The following is a 16,102-nucleotide window of genomic DNA, read 5'->3' as shown; positions in this document are numbered from 1 at the left end:
AAAACAGCCTTCAAAGAGAAATCAGGGATTAGCAGCAGCGTACCGGGCGATCGGCCATTGCCTGCAAACGGGCGACATCAGCGGCCAGCCACTCGGCGTGATCGGCCAGCGCGTCCTGTAACAGAGTGATGACCCACGGCGATAATTCCGGGTGCAGGCGATAAAAAACCCACTGCCCCTGTCGACGGTCCGCCAACAGGCCATTGCTGCGCAGTTGCGCCAGATGACGGGAAATTTTTGGCTGACTGAGATCCAGCCCGGCCGTCAATTCACACACGCACAATTCACCTTCACGGGCGATCAACAGCGCGATTCGACTGCGGGTGTCATCGGCCAAGGCCTTGAAAATATCGACGGGACTGCGAGAACTGGACATGGGTAAACACGCCTCTGGACAACGAGGCGTGAAATATATGGAATTTCGAATATGCAGTAAAGCGAATGCTGAGAACCGCAACCGTTACAGGCTCGGGCTAACAGGTTCCTTTCCATGGGTGCTTGTCACACTTTCTTAAACTGTTCGACCCACTTGCCGTAAGCATTGATGAAGTTCTGCAAGAACGGCTTCACCGATTCGGACACCTTGCCCGCCTCGTCGAACGCGGAGCCAGCGCCACCCAAGTAGGCCTCTGGTTGCTGCATGCACGGCACATCCAGAAACACCATGGACTGACGCAGGTGATGGTTGGCACCAAATCCGCCGACTGCACCCGGTGAAGCACTGATCACCGCGCCGGGCTTGCCGCTCCAGGCACTTTTGCCATATGGACGCGATCCGACATCGATTGCATTCTTCAACGGTGCCGGCACCGAGCGGTTGTATTCAGGGGTGACGAACAGCACTGCGTCGGATGAACTCACTTGTTGGCGGAAAGTGCTGTAGGCTGCCGGCGGAGAAGTTCCGTCAATGTCTTCGTTGTAGAGCGGCAGGTCACCAATTTCAATGATATTGAGCTTGAGATTGGCCGGCGCCAGGTCGGCCAACGCCAGCGCCACCTTGCGGTTGATCGAATCCTTTCTCAAGCTGCCGACAATAACGGCGATCGTGTAGACGTTGCTCATGGAAGATTCTCGACTGTTCGATGGAAAGACTTGTAGTTATAGATGACGAATCATCAGAGGGCTGCTGAAATCGCCGCCCCTGACTATTTTTTTCCTGTAGGAAAACTTACCTCGCCCAACCACGGTCTACAGAACCGCAAATTGAGTGATTTATCTCCAGAGGTTCTAAGCAGATGGCAGCAGTACTCGTCGGTCAGTTCCATGCAAGAGACGCGGAAGGCCGTGTTTATTCCGTGCATGAGTTCCAGGAATCCACCCCGTCGGCAGACGGCCTGACTGGCTCTGCGCCTGTCACCACCTACAAACTGGCTATTGGCGACCGCGTCAAAAAGCTCGATGACAACCAGTTTCTGTTGGTGCAATCGGACGTGACCATCGTGCGTGAGCCTGACACCCATGTCGGCAAACTGCCGGAAACCAACGTCGCCTCATAACTTCGCGTTATGAGCAGAAGTCATATGCGCGCACTTGAGTTAGGATTCAGTCACTGACTCCCTCACCTGCTGAACATGGACTTCACGCATGCGTTTACGTCATATCGAAGTGATCCACGCGCTCTTGCAGACCGGTCACCTGGGTACTGCCGCCGAATGGTTGCAGTTGCCGGTGGCCGAGGTTGAAAGCCTTTTGCGCGATGCCGAGGATCAGTTGGGTTTCATGCTGTTTTCCAGCGTGCGTGGACGCTTGCAGGCTACACGTGAGGCGCGGGAACTCCAGGTCGAAATTTCCCACGTCTATGACGCGCTTGAGCCGGTGCAACGCCTGGCCAGTAGCCTCAAGCAATATCAGGCGCATCCGCTGCGCATCATTTGTACCCCACCCCTGGCGCACCAACTGTTGCCACAGAGCATTGCGGCCTTGCGCCGACGCCTTCCCGATGCGCCTTGCACCCTGCTGAGCCAACCGACCCGAGATATCGTCCGCAGCCTGCTGCTGCGTGAAAGCGATCTGGGGCTGAGCCTGCACGACCCTGATCACGCCGACATTCATTGCCAGGTGATTGCCCAAGGCAAGCTCCAGCTATTGGCACCCCACGGTTGGCTGCAACCGAAACAGAAGTACATTTCCCTGCAGGACCTGGCCGGCCAGTCGATGGTCGGCCTGGAAGGTCACGATCCGCTGAGCCCGGCGCTGGAGAACAAGTTGCACGCCTTGCGCCCCGCCCCCGTCATTCAGACACGGGTGCAGACGCATCAAATGATGCGCAGCATGGTCGAGGCCGGCGAAGGCCTGGCGATTGTCGATCCGTTTACCGCCCTCGGCGCCAAATCGACCGGGCTCGACGCCTGCCCACTGGCACCCGCGGTGCCGATCAGCCTCTATGCCCTGACGCTGAAAAACGCCGAGCCCACTCCGGCCGTTCAGGCGCTGCTGGACATCCTCACGGAACAAGCCGCGGCGATGCTTTCGAGCTGAGCGGATTTTCCAACGGATTATCGAACAAGCGGTACCAGAACAGCGCCACCTCGGCGGTATTGGGGTCGATGCCGCGATAGCGCAGATGATCAATCCCGCCAATCACAAAACCACAGCGCTCATAAAGCCGGCAGGCGCCCAGGTTGTTGTTCTGGGTTTCGAGCATGATGCCCGGCAGTTTCTTCTTGCGACTCCAGAACTGCGCCACATCCAGCAACGCCTTGGCCACACCATGGCGCCGCGCTGGCGCATGCACGGCCAACTCGTCGATGTGGGCAAAGCCGTTCCAGTTGGTGCTGACCACCAGATGCCCGACGGGTTCGTCATCGAGATAGGCCATGAACACGGCACTGTCGGCGGCATCGCGAAAACTGCTGAACTCCTCGGGATCGATGCCGTAGCACTTTCGATACGGGGTGATTGGCGTCACTCGCCACTGCTCCACCGGCTTGCCGATTTCGGCGACGCCATAGGAAGCGACTTCAAAACTGAAATCACTGCCCCAGATATAAGGCGCAAAACCCTCATCGGCGACGCGCACCGACAGGCCTGGATATTTTGGATTCATGATCGGCTGCATGCTGGGAAAGGTCCTCATTCCTTGATGCAATCGACGGTGTAATGCCGTCCATTGCCCTCGTCTTCGTGTTGCAGTCCATGCACATCAACGACAAACCCGGGGAAGCTGCTGTCGAACGTGCGAGCAAACGACAGGTAATCGATGATCGATCGGGTCGACTCGGTGAACCGCTCGCCCGGCATGATCAGCGGAATGCCAGGCGGATACGGAACCAGCATGACCGCGGCGATCCGTCCGTCCAGCGCATCGATCGACACGGCCTCCACTTCACCCCGCACCAATTGATCATAGGCGTCAGCTGGCTTCATGGCGATTTCCGGCAACACCGTGTACATGCGTTTAAGGTGTTTGGCCGTGGCATTGCTGCGATAACAGGCGTGCAATTGATCGCACAAATCGCGCAAACCCATGCCCTGATAACGCGCGACATTCTGTTGCGCCACGCACGGCAGGCATGTCGCCAGACTGACGTTGGCGTCATAACTGCGTTTGAACTCCAGTAACTCGGTGAGCAGCGTGCTCCATTTACCTTTGGTGATGCCCATGGAAAACAGCACCAGAAATGAATACAGCCCGGTCTTCTCGACCACCAGCCCGCGCTCCCAGAGAAACTTGCTGACGACCGCCGCCGGAATCCCGCGCTCACTCAGCGCACCGCCTGCAGTCAGCCCTGGCATCACCAGGGTGACTTTGATCGGATCAAGCAGGACGTAGTCGTCGGTCACACCACCAAAGCCATGCCAGTCGGCGTCGGGTTGCAGTAACCAGTCCTGGGTCTCGACGCGATCAATGCCTTCCACCGACGGCGGCTGCCAGATCGAAAACCACCAGTCATCCGCCGCGATGTGTTGCCGCAGATTGGCCAGGGCCCGGCGAAAACTCAGGGCTTCGTCGAACATTTCCTGCAGCAGCGAACGTCCGGCCGGGCCTTCCATCATCGCTGACGCCACGTCCAGCGACGCGATGATGCTGTATTGCGGCGACGTGGAGATGTGCATCATGAACGCTTCATTGAAACGGTCGCGGTCCAGTTGCCGCGCCCCGCCATCCTGGACGTGAATCATCGAGGCCTGACTGAACGCCGCCAGCAATTTATGCGTGGAATGAGTGGTGAAGACCAGCGGGCCATCGTCGGTACGGGATGTGCCCATGCCGTAACGCCCGGCAAAAAATTCATGGAACGCCGCGTAGGCGTACCAGGCTTCGTCGAAATGCAGGACTTCGACGCTGTTGCCCAGTTGCTGCTTGATCAGCTCGGCGTTGTAACAGAGGCCGTCGTAGGTCGAATTGGTCACCACCGCAAGCTTGACCTTGGGCGCCCGGCCCTTGGTCAGCGGGCTGGCGTCGATTTTCGCCTGGATCGATTCACGGCTGAATTCGCTCAGCGGAATCGGGCCGATGATCCCCAGCTCATTGCGTTCTGGGCACAGGTACAGCGGGATCGCGCCGGTCATGATGATCGAGTGCAACACCGACTTGTGGCAGTTGCGGTCCACCAGCACCAGATCATCGCGAGCGACCATCGAATGCCAGACGATCTTGTTGGCGGTCGAGGTGCCATTGATCACAAAAAAGGTGTGATCAGCGCCGAAATTACGTGCGGCTCGCGCTTCGGCTTCAGCCAGCGGGCCGGTGTGATCGAGCAACGAACCCAATTCCGGCACCGAAACCGACAGGTCGGAACGCAGGGTGTTCTCGCCGAAAAACTGATGAAACGCCTGCCCGACCGGACTCTTGTGATACGCCACTCCGCCGCCATGCCCGGGCGTGTGCCAAGAATAATTGGAATCAGCCGTGTGTTGCACCAGCGCCTTGAAAAAGGGCGGCAGCAACCCATCCAGGTATTTGCGGGCGGCCCGGGCCACTTGCCGGGCGAGAAAAGGCACAGTGTCTTCGAACAGGTAAAGAATGCCGCGCAGTTGATTGAGCTCGGCCATGGCGTCGGCCGGAGCGTTTTCCAGCGTCACCTGCTCACCCAGGGCGAAGATCGGCAGGTCCGGCGCACGAACCCGCGCGAGGCCGATGAGCTCCGCCATATTGTGTAACAAATGCGAGTGGGCGCTGGGGTCTTCGGCGGCGATCAACATGCAGGAGAGACCGTGATGGGTCGAAGCGACCAGCCGCCCTTCGGCGTAATCCACTGCCGAAACGATGCTGAAGCCTTCCTGCTCCAGTTCCCGGGCGATGCCCCGCACGCGGTCACCGGCGACGGTGTCGGCCTTGATGTCGCGGTGGACGATCAGGACCGGGAATTTCAAATCTTTATACATGAGGCTCAGTGTCCTGAGGCTGCAGGCCACGGCCTGCCAATATCCTCAGGGTAGAGGGTTCAAGCGCATGTGGCGAGCGCCGATGCCCCGAAGCAGGTCAACCGGCGCACCATCATGTGGCCAGCCATTCAGGCCTGAGCCTTGGCCTCGGCCAGTTGCTGCCACAACGACGGAGCCCCGGCAGCCTTGGCAATCGCTTCCAGACGCGCCACGTGTCGGGCCAGATCATCTTCGCTGGCACGGATAATCTGGGTGGGTTGGCGATCAGCGGGCAAACGGCGGATTTCGGTGGCGGAGTTGTCCGCACCTTCACCCGAGCCATTGCCATCGGACGCATTACCGGCCAGCGACAGGCTGGTCTGGCCGCCGGTCATGGTCAGGTAAACGTCGGCGAGAATCTCGGAGTCGAGCAAGGCGCCGTGCAGTTCACGGCCGGAGTTGTCGACGCCATAACGTTTGCACAACGCGTCGAGGCTGTTGCGCTGTCCCGGGTGACGCTCCCGGGCCATCATCAGGGTGTCGAGGATCGAGCAGTGTTGCGTGATGTCCGCACGATCGTGCTGGCCCATCAAGGCGAATTCGTTGTTGATGAAGCCAACGTCGAACGCCGCGTTATGGATGATCAGCTGTGCGCCCTTGATGAATTCGAAGAACTCATCGGCCACTTCACTGAAGCGCGGCTTGCCCACCAGGAATTCGTTGGTGATGCCGTGGACGCCGATGGCGCCTTCGTCACTCTCGCGATCCGGTTGCAGGTAAACGTGAAAATGCCGGCCGGTCAGGCGCCGACCGATCAACTCGACACAACCGATTTCGATAATCCGGTGGCCGTCGGTCACCGGCATGCCGGTGGTTTCGGTATCGAGTACAACGGATCTGGTGGCCATCAGTGCTCAGCTCTCAACGGGTCATTCGTGCAAAAACGGCGATGTTAACACGCTCGCTGGGGTCTTTCAGATACACCGTGTTGCACCCAATCGCGGGCAGGCTCGCTCCCACTGATCGTTCCCACGCTCTGCGTGGGAATGCAGCCCGGGACGCTCTGCGTCCCATTGGAACGCGGAGCGTCCCTTGAGGCATTCCCACGCGGAGCATGGGAACGATCAGTAGGCGACTTCAGGCTTGTTTGTAACCGCGCACTTCATCCACGCCACGGTTAGCCAATTGGTCCGCACGTTCGTTGCCGTGATGGCCGATGTGCCCGCGCACCCATTTCCAGGTGACGTTGTGGCGGTTGACCTGTTCATCCAGCAGTTTCCAAAGGTCGGCATTTTTAACCGGTTCTTTCGCGGCAGTTTTCCAGCCGCGCTTCTTCCAGTTGTCCATCCACTCGTTGATGCCTTTCATCACGTATTGTGAGTCAGTCACCAGCAGGACGTCGCAGGAGCGTTTGAGTTCTTCCAGGCCGCGGATCGCGCCCATCAGCTCCATGCGGTTGTTGGTGGTGTTGGCTTCGCCGCCCCACAGTTCCTTTTCCACGCCCTTGCACACCAGCAACGCGCCCCAGCCGCCAGGTCCAGGGTTGCCTTTGCAGGCGCCATCGGTGAAGAGTTCTACGCTATCGCTCATGCCAATCTATCCAGAAAATGCGGTGGCTCGCCGATCCGTGACCGACGATGCCCGAGGCCGGAACATGTCCGGCCGGGAAAATAAAGTGTGTATTACGGGTCTATGCGGCGGCGATTGACCTTGGCCATTGGCAACGGAATCAGCTTGCCCATCGGTTCGCGCCGTTCCTGACGCAGCGGGCGTAACCCCACCACGATCTTGCGTGCAACCAATAAATAGAAGCCGCCCCCCGACAGTTGCCAGTCACCGGCCTTGCGCTCCCAGCCGGCCAGACGAGCCTGCCAGGCGGGTGACGCAAGCGGCGGACGATAGCACCCGAAGCGGCGTTTCTCCAGCGCGAAGCCCAGCAGGTTCAACCAGTCACCGACCCGCGACGGCGAGATGCAGCGAGCCTTGCGCAAACCGTCGTGGGCGAACACATGGCGCAGGCCCCACGTGCTCCAGGGATTGATCCCGATGATCAGCAAGTGCCCGCCGGGGCGCACGCTGCTGGCCGCTTCACGCAGCAAACCGTGGGGCGACAGACAGAAATCCAGCCCGTGCTGCAACACCACCACGTCAGCGGCATGCTCGCTCAACGGCCAGGCCTGCTCTTCGCAGACGATCTCGACGCCCGGCAATGGTGCGCCGAGCCGCACATTGCGCTGCACCTGAGGTGCCGACGGCGGCGTCTGGGCCGACGGGCCGTAATGCACCAGGTAGCCGCCGAAGAAGCGCCCCAACTCGTCTTCGAGCATGCGCCGCTCTTCGTCCAGCAGAAATTGCCCAATGGGGCCGGACAGCCATTCACGGGCCGCGCTGATCAATGTCAGCCACTCAGGATCGGCCTGAGCGAACGCTTTATCGGTCATTGCATTCTCCAACGCGCCAGGAAGTTCTAAGATGCGCCATTGTTTTCCGCTTGGCGAATCCGACGATGATACAGATCAGTGCCCTGCCCGCCTTCACCGACAACTACATCTGGTTGTTACAAGACCATCGCACCCAGCGCTGTGCGGTGGTCGATCCCGGCGATGCCGCACCCGTGCAAGCCTGGCTGGCGGCGCACCCGGGATGGGTATTGAGCGATATTCTGATCACTCATCACCATCATGATCATGTCGGCGGTGTCGAGCAGCTGAAAAAAGCGACAGACGCGACCGTCTATGGCCCGGCCAGCGAAACCATCCCGGCGCGGGACGTGGCGCTCAAGGACAACGACCGCGTCAGCGTGCTCGGGATGGACTTCGACGTCTTCGCCGTGCCCGGCCACACGCTGGGGCATATTGCCTATTACCATCATGGGCTGCTGTTCTGCGGCGACACCCTGTTTGCCGCCGGTTGCGGGCGCCTGTTCGAAGGCACGCCTGAGCAGATGCACGCTTCGCTCTCGCGCCTTGCCGCGCTGCCGGAGGATACGCTGGTCTACTGCACCCACGAATACACCCTGAGCAATCTGAAATTCGCCGCAGCGGTCGAACCGGGTAATCCGGACACCACCGCACGTCTGGAAAAAGTCACCGCGCAACGTGAAGCCGGAATTATGACCCTGCCCTCTACTCTGGCATTGGAAAAGCTCACAAATCCGTTTTTGCGTACCGGCGAAACATCCGTTAAAGAAAAAGTGGACGAACGGAACGGAACCGATAACCGGGCTCCGAGTGCGGTTTTTGCTGCCTTGCGGGCGTGGAAAGATAAGTTCTAAGCAGGCTATCTATTGGTACAAAAATTCTGAATGGTTGACCGCAGGGGGTACGCTTTCTAGAATCGCCCGACATTTTTGCCCGGAACTTACTTCCAGCCAATGTCGTCATCTATTCGTAAAGCCATCAATTCAGACGCATTGACCCGCTTGGCTCAAGCCATAGCGGTGGCTGTGTCCGCCACTCTGGCGGGCTGTTCCAGCCATGTGCCGCAGACCGATGCGACACACACACCGAATATCGCCGCGCGAGCCAAGCAGAAACCCATCTGGCTCAGCGAAAAACCAACACCGCAAGTACCACAGGACGTCTGGGAGCGCATGCGCCAAGGCTTCCAGTTGCAGGACGGCCTGGGCGTCAACCCGCGTATCGAGCAACAGCGCCTGTGGTTCGCCAGTAATCCATCCTTCCTCGAAAACGCCGGCGAACGCGGCAGCCTCTACATTCACTACATCATCGAACGCCTTGAAGAACGCAACATGCCGCTGGAACTGGCGCTGCTGCCCGTGATTGAAAGCGCCTACAACCCGATGGCCTATTCCCGGGCCGACGCGGTGGGTCTTTGGCAATTCATCCCGTCCACCGGGCGTTACTACAACCTGCGTCAAACCCGTTTCTATGATGGCCGCCGCGACATTACCGCCTCGACCACCGCGGCCATGGATTACCTGACCCGCCTGCACGACATGTTCAACGGTGACTGGTTGCTGGCGCTTGCCGCCTACAACGCCGGTGAGGGCACGGTCAGCCGCGCCATCGAGCGCAACGAAAAGCTCGGCTTGCCAACCGATTACTGGAACCTGCCACTGCCGGCCGAAACCCAGGCCTATGTGCCGAAGCTGCTGGCCCTGTCGCAGGTCGTACTGGCACCCGAAGCCTACGGCGTGAATCTCAACCCGATCGCCAACGCACCGTACTTCCAGGTCGTCGAAATCAATCAGCGCATGGACCTGTCCAAGGTTGCCGCGGTGGCCAACATCGACGAGGACGAACTGTTTCAGCTCAACCCGGCGTTCAAGCAGCGTACGACCATCGACGGCCCCCAGCATTTGCTGGTGCCGACGTCCAAGGCACAGTTGCTGACCGCCAGCCTGTCGACCATGCGTCCTGAAGAGCTGATCAGCAAAAAATCGTTCACGCCCGTCTTCGAAGGCGCCGACGAGTCCGAAGTCGCCAGCCTCAAACGCGCCTACCGGGTGAAACGTGGCGACAACCTCGTCGCCATCGCCAGGGCCAACAAGGTCGACGTCAAGGACCTGCAGCGCTGGAACAAAATGAGCGGCAAGGACCTCAAGGTGGGTCAGACCCTGGTGATGCAGGACACCACCAAGCGCAGCGGTGGTCGTGTCAACACGGTGGTGGCAGCAAACAGCAAAAACGGCAGCAAGGCCGCCAAGGCAAAACCGCCGACCCAATACAAGGTTCAGCAAGGCGATTCGCTGTATATGGTTGCCAAACGTTTCAACGTTGAAATGCAACACCTCAAGCGCTGGAACCCTCGGGTCGGCCAGGCGCTGAAGCCGGGACAGATGCTGACGGTTGCTTCGCCACGCTAAGAATGGGCCCCTGATTTCAGGGGTTTTTTATGCCCGCAGCGCGGGTTTTCAGGCAAGCCCGCTCCCACGGGATCTGCGATCCGCAGGGCTATCGAACCCACCATTAACAGCGCATTAACCCCCTGTCTTTTTCCTGTCGATACAAGCTGTTACTGTACGGCCCACAAAGCCCAAGCCGCCTGGATCGGATCTCTGACTTGAAGCGTCCCCTCCTCCTGCTCCTGATCAGCCTGGCCTTGAGCTCCACCGCAAGCGCGACGATCACCGAAAGCCACGGTTATGCGCAGTTCGGCACGCTCAAGTACCCGGCCAGATTTACCCACTTCGACTGGGTCAACCCGCAAGCGCCCAAGGGCGGTACGTTGCGGGTGATGGCGTTTGGCACCTTCGATACGCTCAACCCCTACACGTTCAAGGGTTCGAGCCCGGTCTCCACTCCCAATTTCCTGCAGTACGGCATCAACGAGCTCAACGAACCGTTGATGGTCGGCACCGGCCAGTACGCGCCGTCCGGCGACGAACCGACCTCCAGTTACGGCCTGATTGCCCAATCAGTGGAATACAGCGAAGACCGCAGCTGGGTGGTGTTCAACCTGCGCCCCGAGGCGCGGTTCCACGATGGAACACCCATTACGGCCTATGACGTGGCGTTTTCCTACCGCTTGCTGCTCAAGGAAGGTCATCCGCAATACCGCACCAGCCTTCAGGAAGTGTCGCGGGTCGACATCCTCAATCCGCAGCGCATTCGTTTTGTGTTCAAGCGCGCCGGCAATCCGTTGCAGATCCTGCGCCTGGGCGAGTTGCCGGTGCTGCCCCAGCATTACTGGAAAGGTCGCGACTTCAAGGCCACCACCTTCGAGCCTCCATTGGGCAGTGGCCCGTACCGCATCACCTCGGTCACGCCTGGGCGGCAAATCGTTTTCGAACGGGTCAAGGATTACTGGGGCAAGGACTTGGCGGTCAATCGCGGCAAGTACAACTTCGATCGCATGGAAGTCGAGTTCTACCGCGACAGCGATGTGGCCTTCGAGGCCTTCAAGGCTGGCGAATTCGACATCTACATCGAGCATCAGGCCAAGAACTGGGATAACGGTTATAACTTTCCGGCCGTCACTCGGGGCGACGTGATCAAGGCGCAGATCCCGCACCAGATCCCGACCCAGACCCAAGGCCTGTTCATGAACAGCCGCCGCCCGACCTTCGCCGATAGCAAGGTTCGTGAAGCGCTGGGGCTGATGTTCGATTTCGAGTGGACCAACCGCACGCTGTTCAGCGGCGCTTACGCGCGCGCCTTGAGTTATTACCCCAACAGTGAATTCTCAGCCTCCGGTCTGCCGGTCGGGCACGAATGGCTGATGCTCAAGCCCTATCGCGAGCAATTGCCCGCCAAGCTCTTCACCGAGCCGCTCAGCCTGCCGAAGACCGAAGGGCGCGGCATCCCCCGGGAAACCATGCGAAAGGCCCTGACGCTGCTCGCCGAGGCCGGCTGGAAGCTCAATGGCCAACGAATCGAGAACGCCAAGGGTCAGCCACTCAGACTCGAGATATTGCTGGTCAACCCGAACCTGGAACGCATCCTTCAGCCTTACGTCGAGAACCTCGCCAACATTGGCGTCGATGCACGGCTGCGCACCGTCGACCGCGCCCAGTACAAACAACGCCTGGATCAGTTCGATTTCGACATGATCCTCATGACCTTGAACCAGACCCTCAGCCCGGGCCTGGAACAATGGCAGTATTTCCACTCCAGCCAGGTCGGGGTCAAGGGCAGTAAAAACTACGCCGGGATTGCGAACCCGGTTGTCGATCACTTGCTTGAACAGCTGCTCGCCGCCCAAACACGCGATGAACAAGTCGCCGCCGGCAAAGCCCTGGACCGTGTGCTGCTGTGGCAGCACTACATGATTCCCAACTGGTACCTCAATTATCACCGCCTGGCCTACCGCAACCGGTTCGCCTTCGTCACCACGCCGCCCTACACTCTGGGGCTGTCCGCATGGTGGCTGAAATCTTCGGAGAAAGATCGATGAAACCCGTCAGCGCCCTGCTCTTGCAGGCCAGCGGTCTGCTGTTTGCCGGGCTGGCCTGCGCCGCCCCGCAACATGCCGTGACCTTGTACAACGAGCCGCCGAGATACCCGGCTGACTTCAAGCATTTCGATTACGTGAACCCGGACGCGCCCAAGGGCGGGATCTTTCGCCAGGCCGGGTTCGGCGGCTTCGACAGCCTCAACCCGTTCATCAGCAAAGGCGTGCCGGCCGACGACATAGGGATGATTTACGACACCTTGGCCAAACAGGGCCTGGACGAGCCATTCACTGAATACGGGCTGGTCGCCGCCAAAATCGAGAAAGCCCCGGACAACAGCTGGGTGCGTTTTTACCTGCGACCCGAGGCACGCTTCCACGACGGCCATCCGATCCGTGCCGAAGACGTGGTGTTCAGCTTCCAGACGCTGACCAAGGACGGTGCCCCGCTCTATCGCGGTTACTACAGCGACGTCGACGAAGCGGTCGCCGAAGACCCGCTCACCGTGCTGTTCAAGTTCAAGCACAGCAACAACCGCGAACTGCCGCTGATCCTCGGTCAGTTGCCGGTCTTGCCGAAACATTGGTGGGCGAACCGCGATTTCAACAAGGGCAACCTGGAGATGCCCCTGGGCAGCGGCCCGTACAAAGTCAGCGAAGTCAAAGCCGGGCGCTCGGTGCGCTATGAGCGGGTCAAGGACTATTGGGGCAAGGACCTGCCGGTCAACCGCGGGTTCTACAACTTCGACGTGATGACCACCGACTACTACCGCGACAACACCGTGGCCCTGGAAGCGCTGAAGGCCGGGCAGTTCGATTACTGGCTGGAAATGACCGCCAAGAACTGGGCTAACGCCTACAACATCCCGGCCGTCACCGAGGGCCGGTTGATCAAGGAACAGATCCCCAACGGCAACCCCACTGGCATGCAGGGTTTTGTGTTCAACCTGCGCCGCCCGGTCTTCCAGGACGTGCGCGTGCGTCAAGCGTTGACGCTGTTGCTGGACTTTGAATGGACCAACAAGCAGCTGTTCAATGGCGCCTATGTGCGCACCCGCAGCTTCTTCGAGAACTCGGAAATGGCCGCCACTGGCCTGCCTGACGCCGATCAACTGGCGATCCTCGACCCGTTTCGCGGCAAAATTCCCGAGCAAGTATTCAGCGAGGCGTTCCAGAACCCGGTAACCGACGCCAGCGGCATGATCCGCACGCAGCAGCGCAAGGCCTATCAACTGTTGCAAGAGGCTGGCTGGCGCATCGTCGATGACAAGATGGTCGATACCAACGGCAAACCGGTGAGCATCGAATTCCTGCTGGCCCAGACTGAATTCGAACGCGTGCTGCTGCCGTTCAAGCGCAACCTCAGCGACCTCGGGATCGACCTGGTGATCCGTCGGGTCGATGTGTCGCAATACATCAACCGCGTGCGTTCGCGGGACTTCGACATGATCGTCGGCAGCTTCCCGCAGTCCAACTCGCCGGGCAACGAACAGCGTGAATTCTGGATGTCCGCCGCCGCCGACAAACCCGGCAGCCGTAATTCCATGGGCTTGAAAGACCCGGTGGTGGACCAGCTGGTCGAGCAACTGATCAACGCTGATTCCCGTAAAAGCCTGGTGGCTCACGCCCGGGCGCTGGACCGCGTGCTGCAATGGGGTTATTACGTGATCCCCAACTGGCACATCAAGACTTGGCGCGTGGCTTACTGGAACCACATCGGCCATCCAAAAACCTCACCCAAGTACGACATTGGCATCAACACCTGGTGGGTCAAGCCCGACGCTAAACCGGCGGTAGAAGTCGAAACCAAACTGCAAGCCGACCCTGCGGGCACGGAGTAATAGATGCTGGCGTATATTTTTCGGCGACTGCTGCTGATCATCCCGACCTTGCTCGGCATTTTGCTGATCAACTTCGTGATCATCCAGGCCGCCCCGGGCGGCCCCGTAGAACAGATGATCGCCAAGCTCGAAGGCTTCGAAGGCGCCACCAGCCGCATTGCCGGCGGCGGTGCCGAAGTGTCGGTGGCCGGATCGGCGTATCGCGGCGCCCAAGGCCTGGACCCGGCGCTGGTCAAGGAAATCGAGCACATGTACGGTTTCGACAAATCGGCGCCGGAACGCTTGTGGATCATGATCAAGAACTACGCCACCCTGGATTTCGGCGACAGCTTCTTCCGCGACGCCAAGGTCATCGACCTGATCAAGGAAAAGATGCCAGTGTCGATCTCGCTCGGGCTGTGGAGCACCCTGATCATGTACCTGGTGTCGATCCCGCTGGGGATCGCCAAGGCGACGCGGCACGGCAGCCACTTCGATGTCTGGACCAGTTCGGCGATCATCGTCGGCTACGCGATCCCGGCGTTCCTGTTCGCCATCCTGCTGATCGTGGTGTTCGCCGGCGGCAGCTATCTGGACTGGTTCCCGCTAAGGGGCCTGACCTCCAACAACTTTGCTGAACTGAGCACTGGCGGCAAGATCCTCGATTACTTCTGGCACCTGGCGCTGCCGGTGACCGCGCTGGTGATCGGCAACTTCGCGACCATGACGCTGTTAACCAAGAACAGTTTCCTCGACGAAATCAACAAGCAATACGTCGTCACCGCCAAGGCCAAGGGCCTGACCAATCACCGCGTGCTGTACGGCCACGTGTTCCGCAATGCCATGCTGCTGGTGATCGCCGGCTTCCCCTCGGCGTTTATCGGGATTTTCTTCACCGGCTCGTTGCTGGTTGAGGTGATCTTCTCGCTTGATGGCCTCGGCTTGATGAGTTTTGAAGCGGCGATCAACCGCGATTACCCGGTGGTATTCGGCACGCTGTTTATCTTCACCTTGCTGGGGCTGGTGGTGAAATTGATCGGCGACCTGACCTACACCTTTGTCGATCCGCGCATCGACTTCGAAAGCCGGGAGCATTGAGATGAATCTGTCCCCGCTCAATCGCCGGCGTTTCGAGCTGTTCAAGGCCAACAAGCGCGGCTGGTGGTCGCTGTGGCTGTTTTTGGTGCTGTTCGGCCTGAGCCTCGGTGCCGAGCTGATCGCCAACGACAAACCGCTGGTGGTGCATTACGACAATGGCTGGTACTTCCCGGCGCTCAAGCGCTACCCGGAAACCGCGTTCGGCGGCGAATTCCCGCTGGAAGCCAACTACAAAAGCCCTTACATCCGCGAACTGCTCAAGGCCAAAGACGCCTATGTTTTGTGGGCACCAATTCCCTACAGCTACCAGAGCATCAACTACGACCTGAAAGTCCCGGCACCGGCGCCGCCGTCGGCCGACAATCTGCTGGGCACAGACGACCAGGGCCGAGATGTATTGGCGCGGGTGATCTACGGTTTCCGGATTTCGGTGCTGTTTGCCCTGACGCTGACCATTCTCAGTTCGATCATCGGTGTTATCGCCGGCGCCTTGCAGGGCTTCTATGGCGGCTGGGTGGATCTGGCCGGACAGCGATTCCTGGAAATCTGGTCCGGGTTGCCGGTGCTGTACCTGCTGATCATCCTCGCCAGCTTCGTCCAGCCTAACTTCTGGTGGCTGCTGGGGATCATGCTGCTGTTCTCGTGGATGAGCCTGGTGGACGTCGTGCGCGCCGAGTTCCTGCGTGGGCGTAACCTCGAATACGTGCGAGCGGCACGGGCACTGGGGATGCAAAACGGTGCGATCATGTTCCGTCACATTCTGCCCAACGCCATGGTTTCGACAATGACGTTCATGCCGTTCATCCTGACCGGCGCCATCGGCACCCTGACAGCGCTCGACTTCCTGGGCTTCGGCCTGCCACCGGGCGCACCGTCGCTGGGTGAGCTGGTGGCCCAGGGCAAATCCAACCTGCAAGCGCCGTGGCTGGGCATGAGCGCGTTTGCGGTGCTGGCGTTGATGTTGAGTCTGCTGGTGTTCATCGGCGAGTCCGCTCGCGATGCCTTCGACCCGAGGAAGTGAA

General features: G+C 59.7%; 15 protein-coding genes. 8 read left to right on the top strand and 7 right to left on the bottom strand.

Annotation, left to right across the window (positions count from 1 at the left end; all coding sequences use genetic code 11):
* Positions 1 to 28: 28 nt before the first annotated feature.
* Positions 29 to 376: a metalloregulator ArsR/SmtB family transcription factor gene (locus ACM6I0_RS08550; RefSeq protein ID WP_414922012.1), complete on the bottom strand. Its 348-nt coding sequence runs from the start codon at positions 374 to 376 to the stop codon at positions 29 to 31.
* 125 nt (positions 377 to 501) lie between these two features.
* Positions 502 to 1,062 carry an NADPH-dependent FMN reductase gene (locus ACM6I0_RS08545; protein ID WP_414922011.1) on the bottom strand — a complete coding sequence of 187 codons (561 nt, stop codon included), beginning with the start codon at positions 1,060 to 1,062 and terminating at the stop codon, positions 502 to 504.
* Between the two features lie 173 nt (positions 1,063 to 1,235).
* Here ACM6I0_RS08545 and ACM6I0_RS08540 point away from each other — a divergent pair, with 173 nt between their 5' ends.
* Both ACM6I0_RS08540 and ACM6I0_RS08535 read left to right on the top strand, forming a co-directional pair.
* Positions 1,236 to 1,496 (top strand): hypothetical protein, encoded by a 261-nt coding sequence (locus ACM6I0_RS08540; RefSeq protein ID WP_222586346.1) that lies wholly within the window; start codon positions 1,236 to 1,238, stop codon positions 1,494 to 1,496.
* 88 nt (positions 1,497 to 1,584) lie between these two features.
* On the top strand, positions 1,585 to 2,478 hold the full coding sequence (locus tag ACM6I0_RS08535; protein ID WP_414922010.1) for a LysR family transcriptional regulator: 894 nt from the start codon (positions 1,585 to 1,587) through the stop codon (positions 2,476 to 2,478).
* Here ACM6I0_RS08535 and ACM6I0_RS08530 read toward each other — a convergent pair.
* The 5 genes from ACM6I0_RS08530 to ACM6I0_RS08510 all read right to left on the bottom strand — a co-directional run bounded on the left by ACM6I0_RS08530 (position 2,444) and on the right by ACM6I0_RS08510 (position 7,748).
* Complete coding sequence (locus ACM6I0_RS08530) at positions 2,444 to 3,058, bottom strand: GNAT family N-acetyltransferase (protein WP_285434420.1); 615 nt, start codon at positions 3,056 to 3,058, stop codon at positions 2,444 to 2,446. The genes ACM6I0_RS08535 and ACM6I0_RS08530 overlap by 35 nt on opposite strands.
* 14 nt (positions 3,059 to 3,072) lie before the next feature.
* Positions 3,073 to 5,328: an Orn/Lys/Arg decarboxylase N-terminal domain-containing protein gene (locus tag ACM6I0_RS08525; RefSeq protein WP_414922009.1), complete on the bottom strand. Its 2,256-nt coding sequence runs from the start codon at positions 5,326 to 5,328 to the stop codon at positions 3,073 to 3,075.
* Between the two features lie 128 nt (positions 5,329 to 5,456).
* Positions 5,457 to 6,215 (bottom strand): DNA polymerase III subunit epsilon, encoded by a 759-nt coding sequence (gene dnaQ, locus ACM6I0_RS08520; protein WP_285434416.1) that lies wholly within the window; start codon positions 6,213 to 6,215, stop codon positions 5,457 to 5,459.
* 229 nt (positions 6,216 to 6,444) lie between these two features.
* Positions 6,445 to 6,897 (bottom strand): ribonuclease HI, encoded by a 453-nt coding sequence (rnhA, locus tag ACM6I0_RS08515; RefSeq protein ID WP_008028618.1) that lies wholly within the window; start codon positions 6,895 to 6,897, stop codon positions 6,445 to 6,447.
* A gap of 92 nt (positions 6,898 to 6,989) precedes the next feature.
* Complete coding sequence (locus ACM6I0_RS08510; protein ID WP_090183231.1) at positions 6,990 to 7,748, bottom strand: class I SAM-dependent methyltransferase; 759 nt, start codon at positions 7,746 to 7,748, stop codon at positions 6,990 to 6,992.
* Positions 7,749 to 7,813: 65 nt separating this feature from the next.
* On the opposite strand from ACM6I0_RS08510, the gene gloB reads away from it, so the two are divergent.
* The 6 genes from gloB to ACM6I0_RS08480 all read left to right on the top strand — a co-directional run bounded on the left by gloB (position 7,814) and on the right by ACM6I0_RS08480 (position 16,101).
* Positions 7,814 to 8,581 (top strand): hydroxyacylglutathione hydrolase, encoded by a 768-nt coding sequence (gloB, locus tag ACM6I0_RS08505; protein WP_414922527.1) that lies wholly within the window; start codon positions 7,814 to 7,816, stop codon positions 8,579 to 8,581.
* 99 nt (positions 8,582 to 8,680) lie between these two features.
* Positions 8,681 to 10,135 (top strand): transglycosylase SLT domain-containing protein, encoded by a 1,455-nt coding sequence (locus ACM6I0_RS08500; protein ID WP_414922008.1) that lies wholly within the window; start codon positions 8,681 to 8,683, stop codon positions 10,133 to 10,135.
* Positions 10,136 to 10,332: 197 nt separating this feature from the next.
* A complete protein-coding gene (locus tag ACM6I0_RS08495) occupies positions 10,333 to 12,165 on the top strand; it encodes an extracellular solute-binding protein (RefSeq protein WP_414922007.1) in 1,833 nt (610 codons plus the stop codon).
* Positions 12,162 to 14,003 (top strand): extracellular solute-binding protein, encoded by a 1,842-nt coding sequence (locus tag ACM6I0_RS08490; RefSeq protein ID WP_414922006.1) that lies wholly within the window; start codon positions 12,162 to 12,164, stop codon positions 14,001 to 14,003. Before ACM6I0_RS08495 ends, ACM6I0_RS08490 begins: the two co-directional genes overlap by 4 nt.
* Before the next feature lie 3 nt (positions 14,004 to 14,006).
* Positions 14,007 to 15,080, top strand: coding sequence for a microcin C ABC transporter permease YejB (locus tag ACM6I0_RS08485; RefSeq protein WP_285434407.1), 1,074 nt, complete (start codon positions 14,007 to 14,009; stop codon positions 15,078 to 15,080).
* 1 nt (position 15,081) lies between these two features.
* The gene (locus ACM6I0_RS08480) at positions 15,082 to 16,101 is read left to right on the top strand and encodes an ABC transporter permease (protein WP_285434405.1); all 1,020 of its coding nucleotides are present in this window, start codon (positions 15,082 to 15,084) and stop codon (positions 16,099 to 16,101) included.
* The last annotated feature ends 1 nt before the right edge of the window (position 16,102 follow it).

This window comes from Pseudomonas sp. IT-P294 (assembly GCF_949767865.1).
Classification (GTDB): Bacteria; Pseudomonadota; Gammaproteobacteria; order Pseudomonadales; family Pseudomonadaceae; genus Aquipseudomonas.
This window is presented reverse-complemented; position numbering and strand designations above follow the sequence as displayed.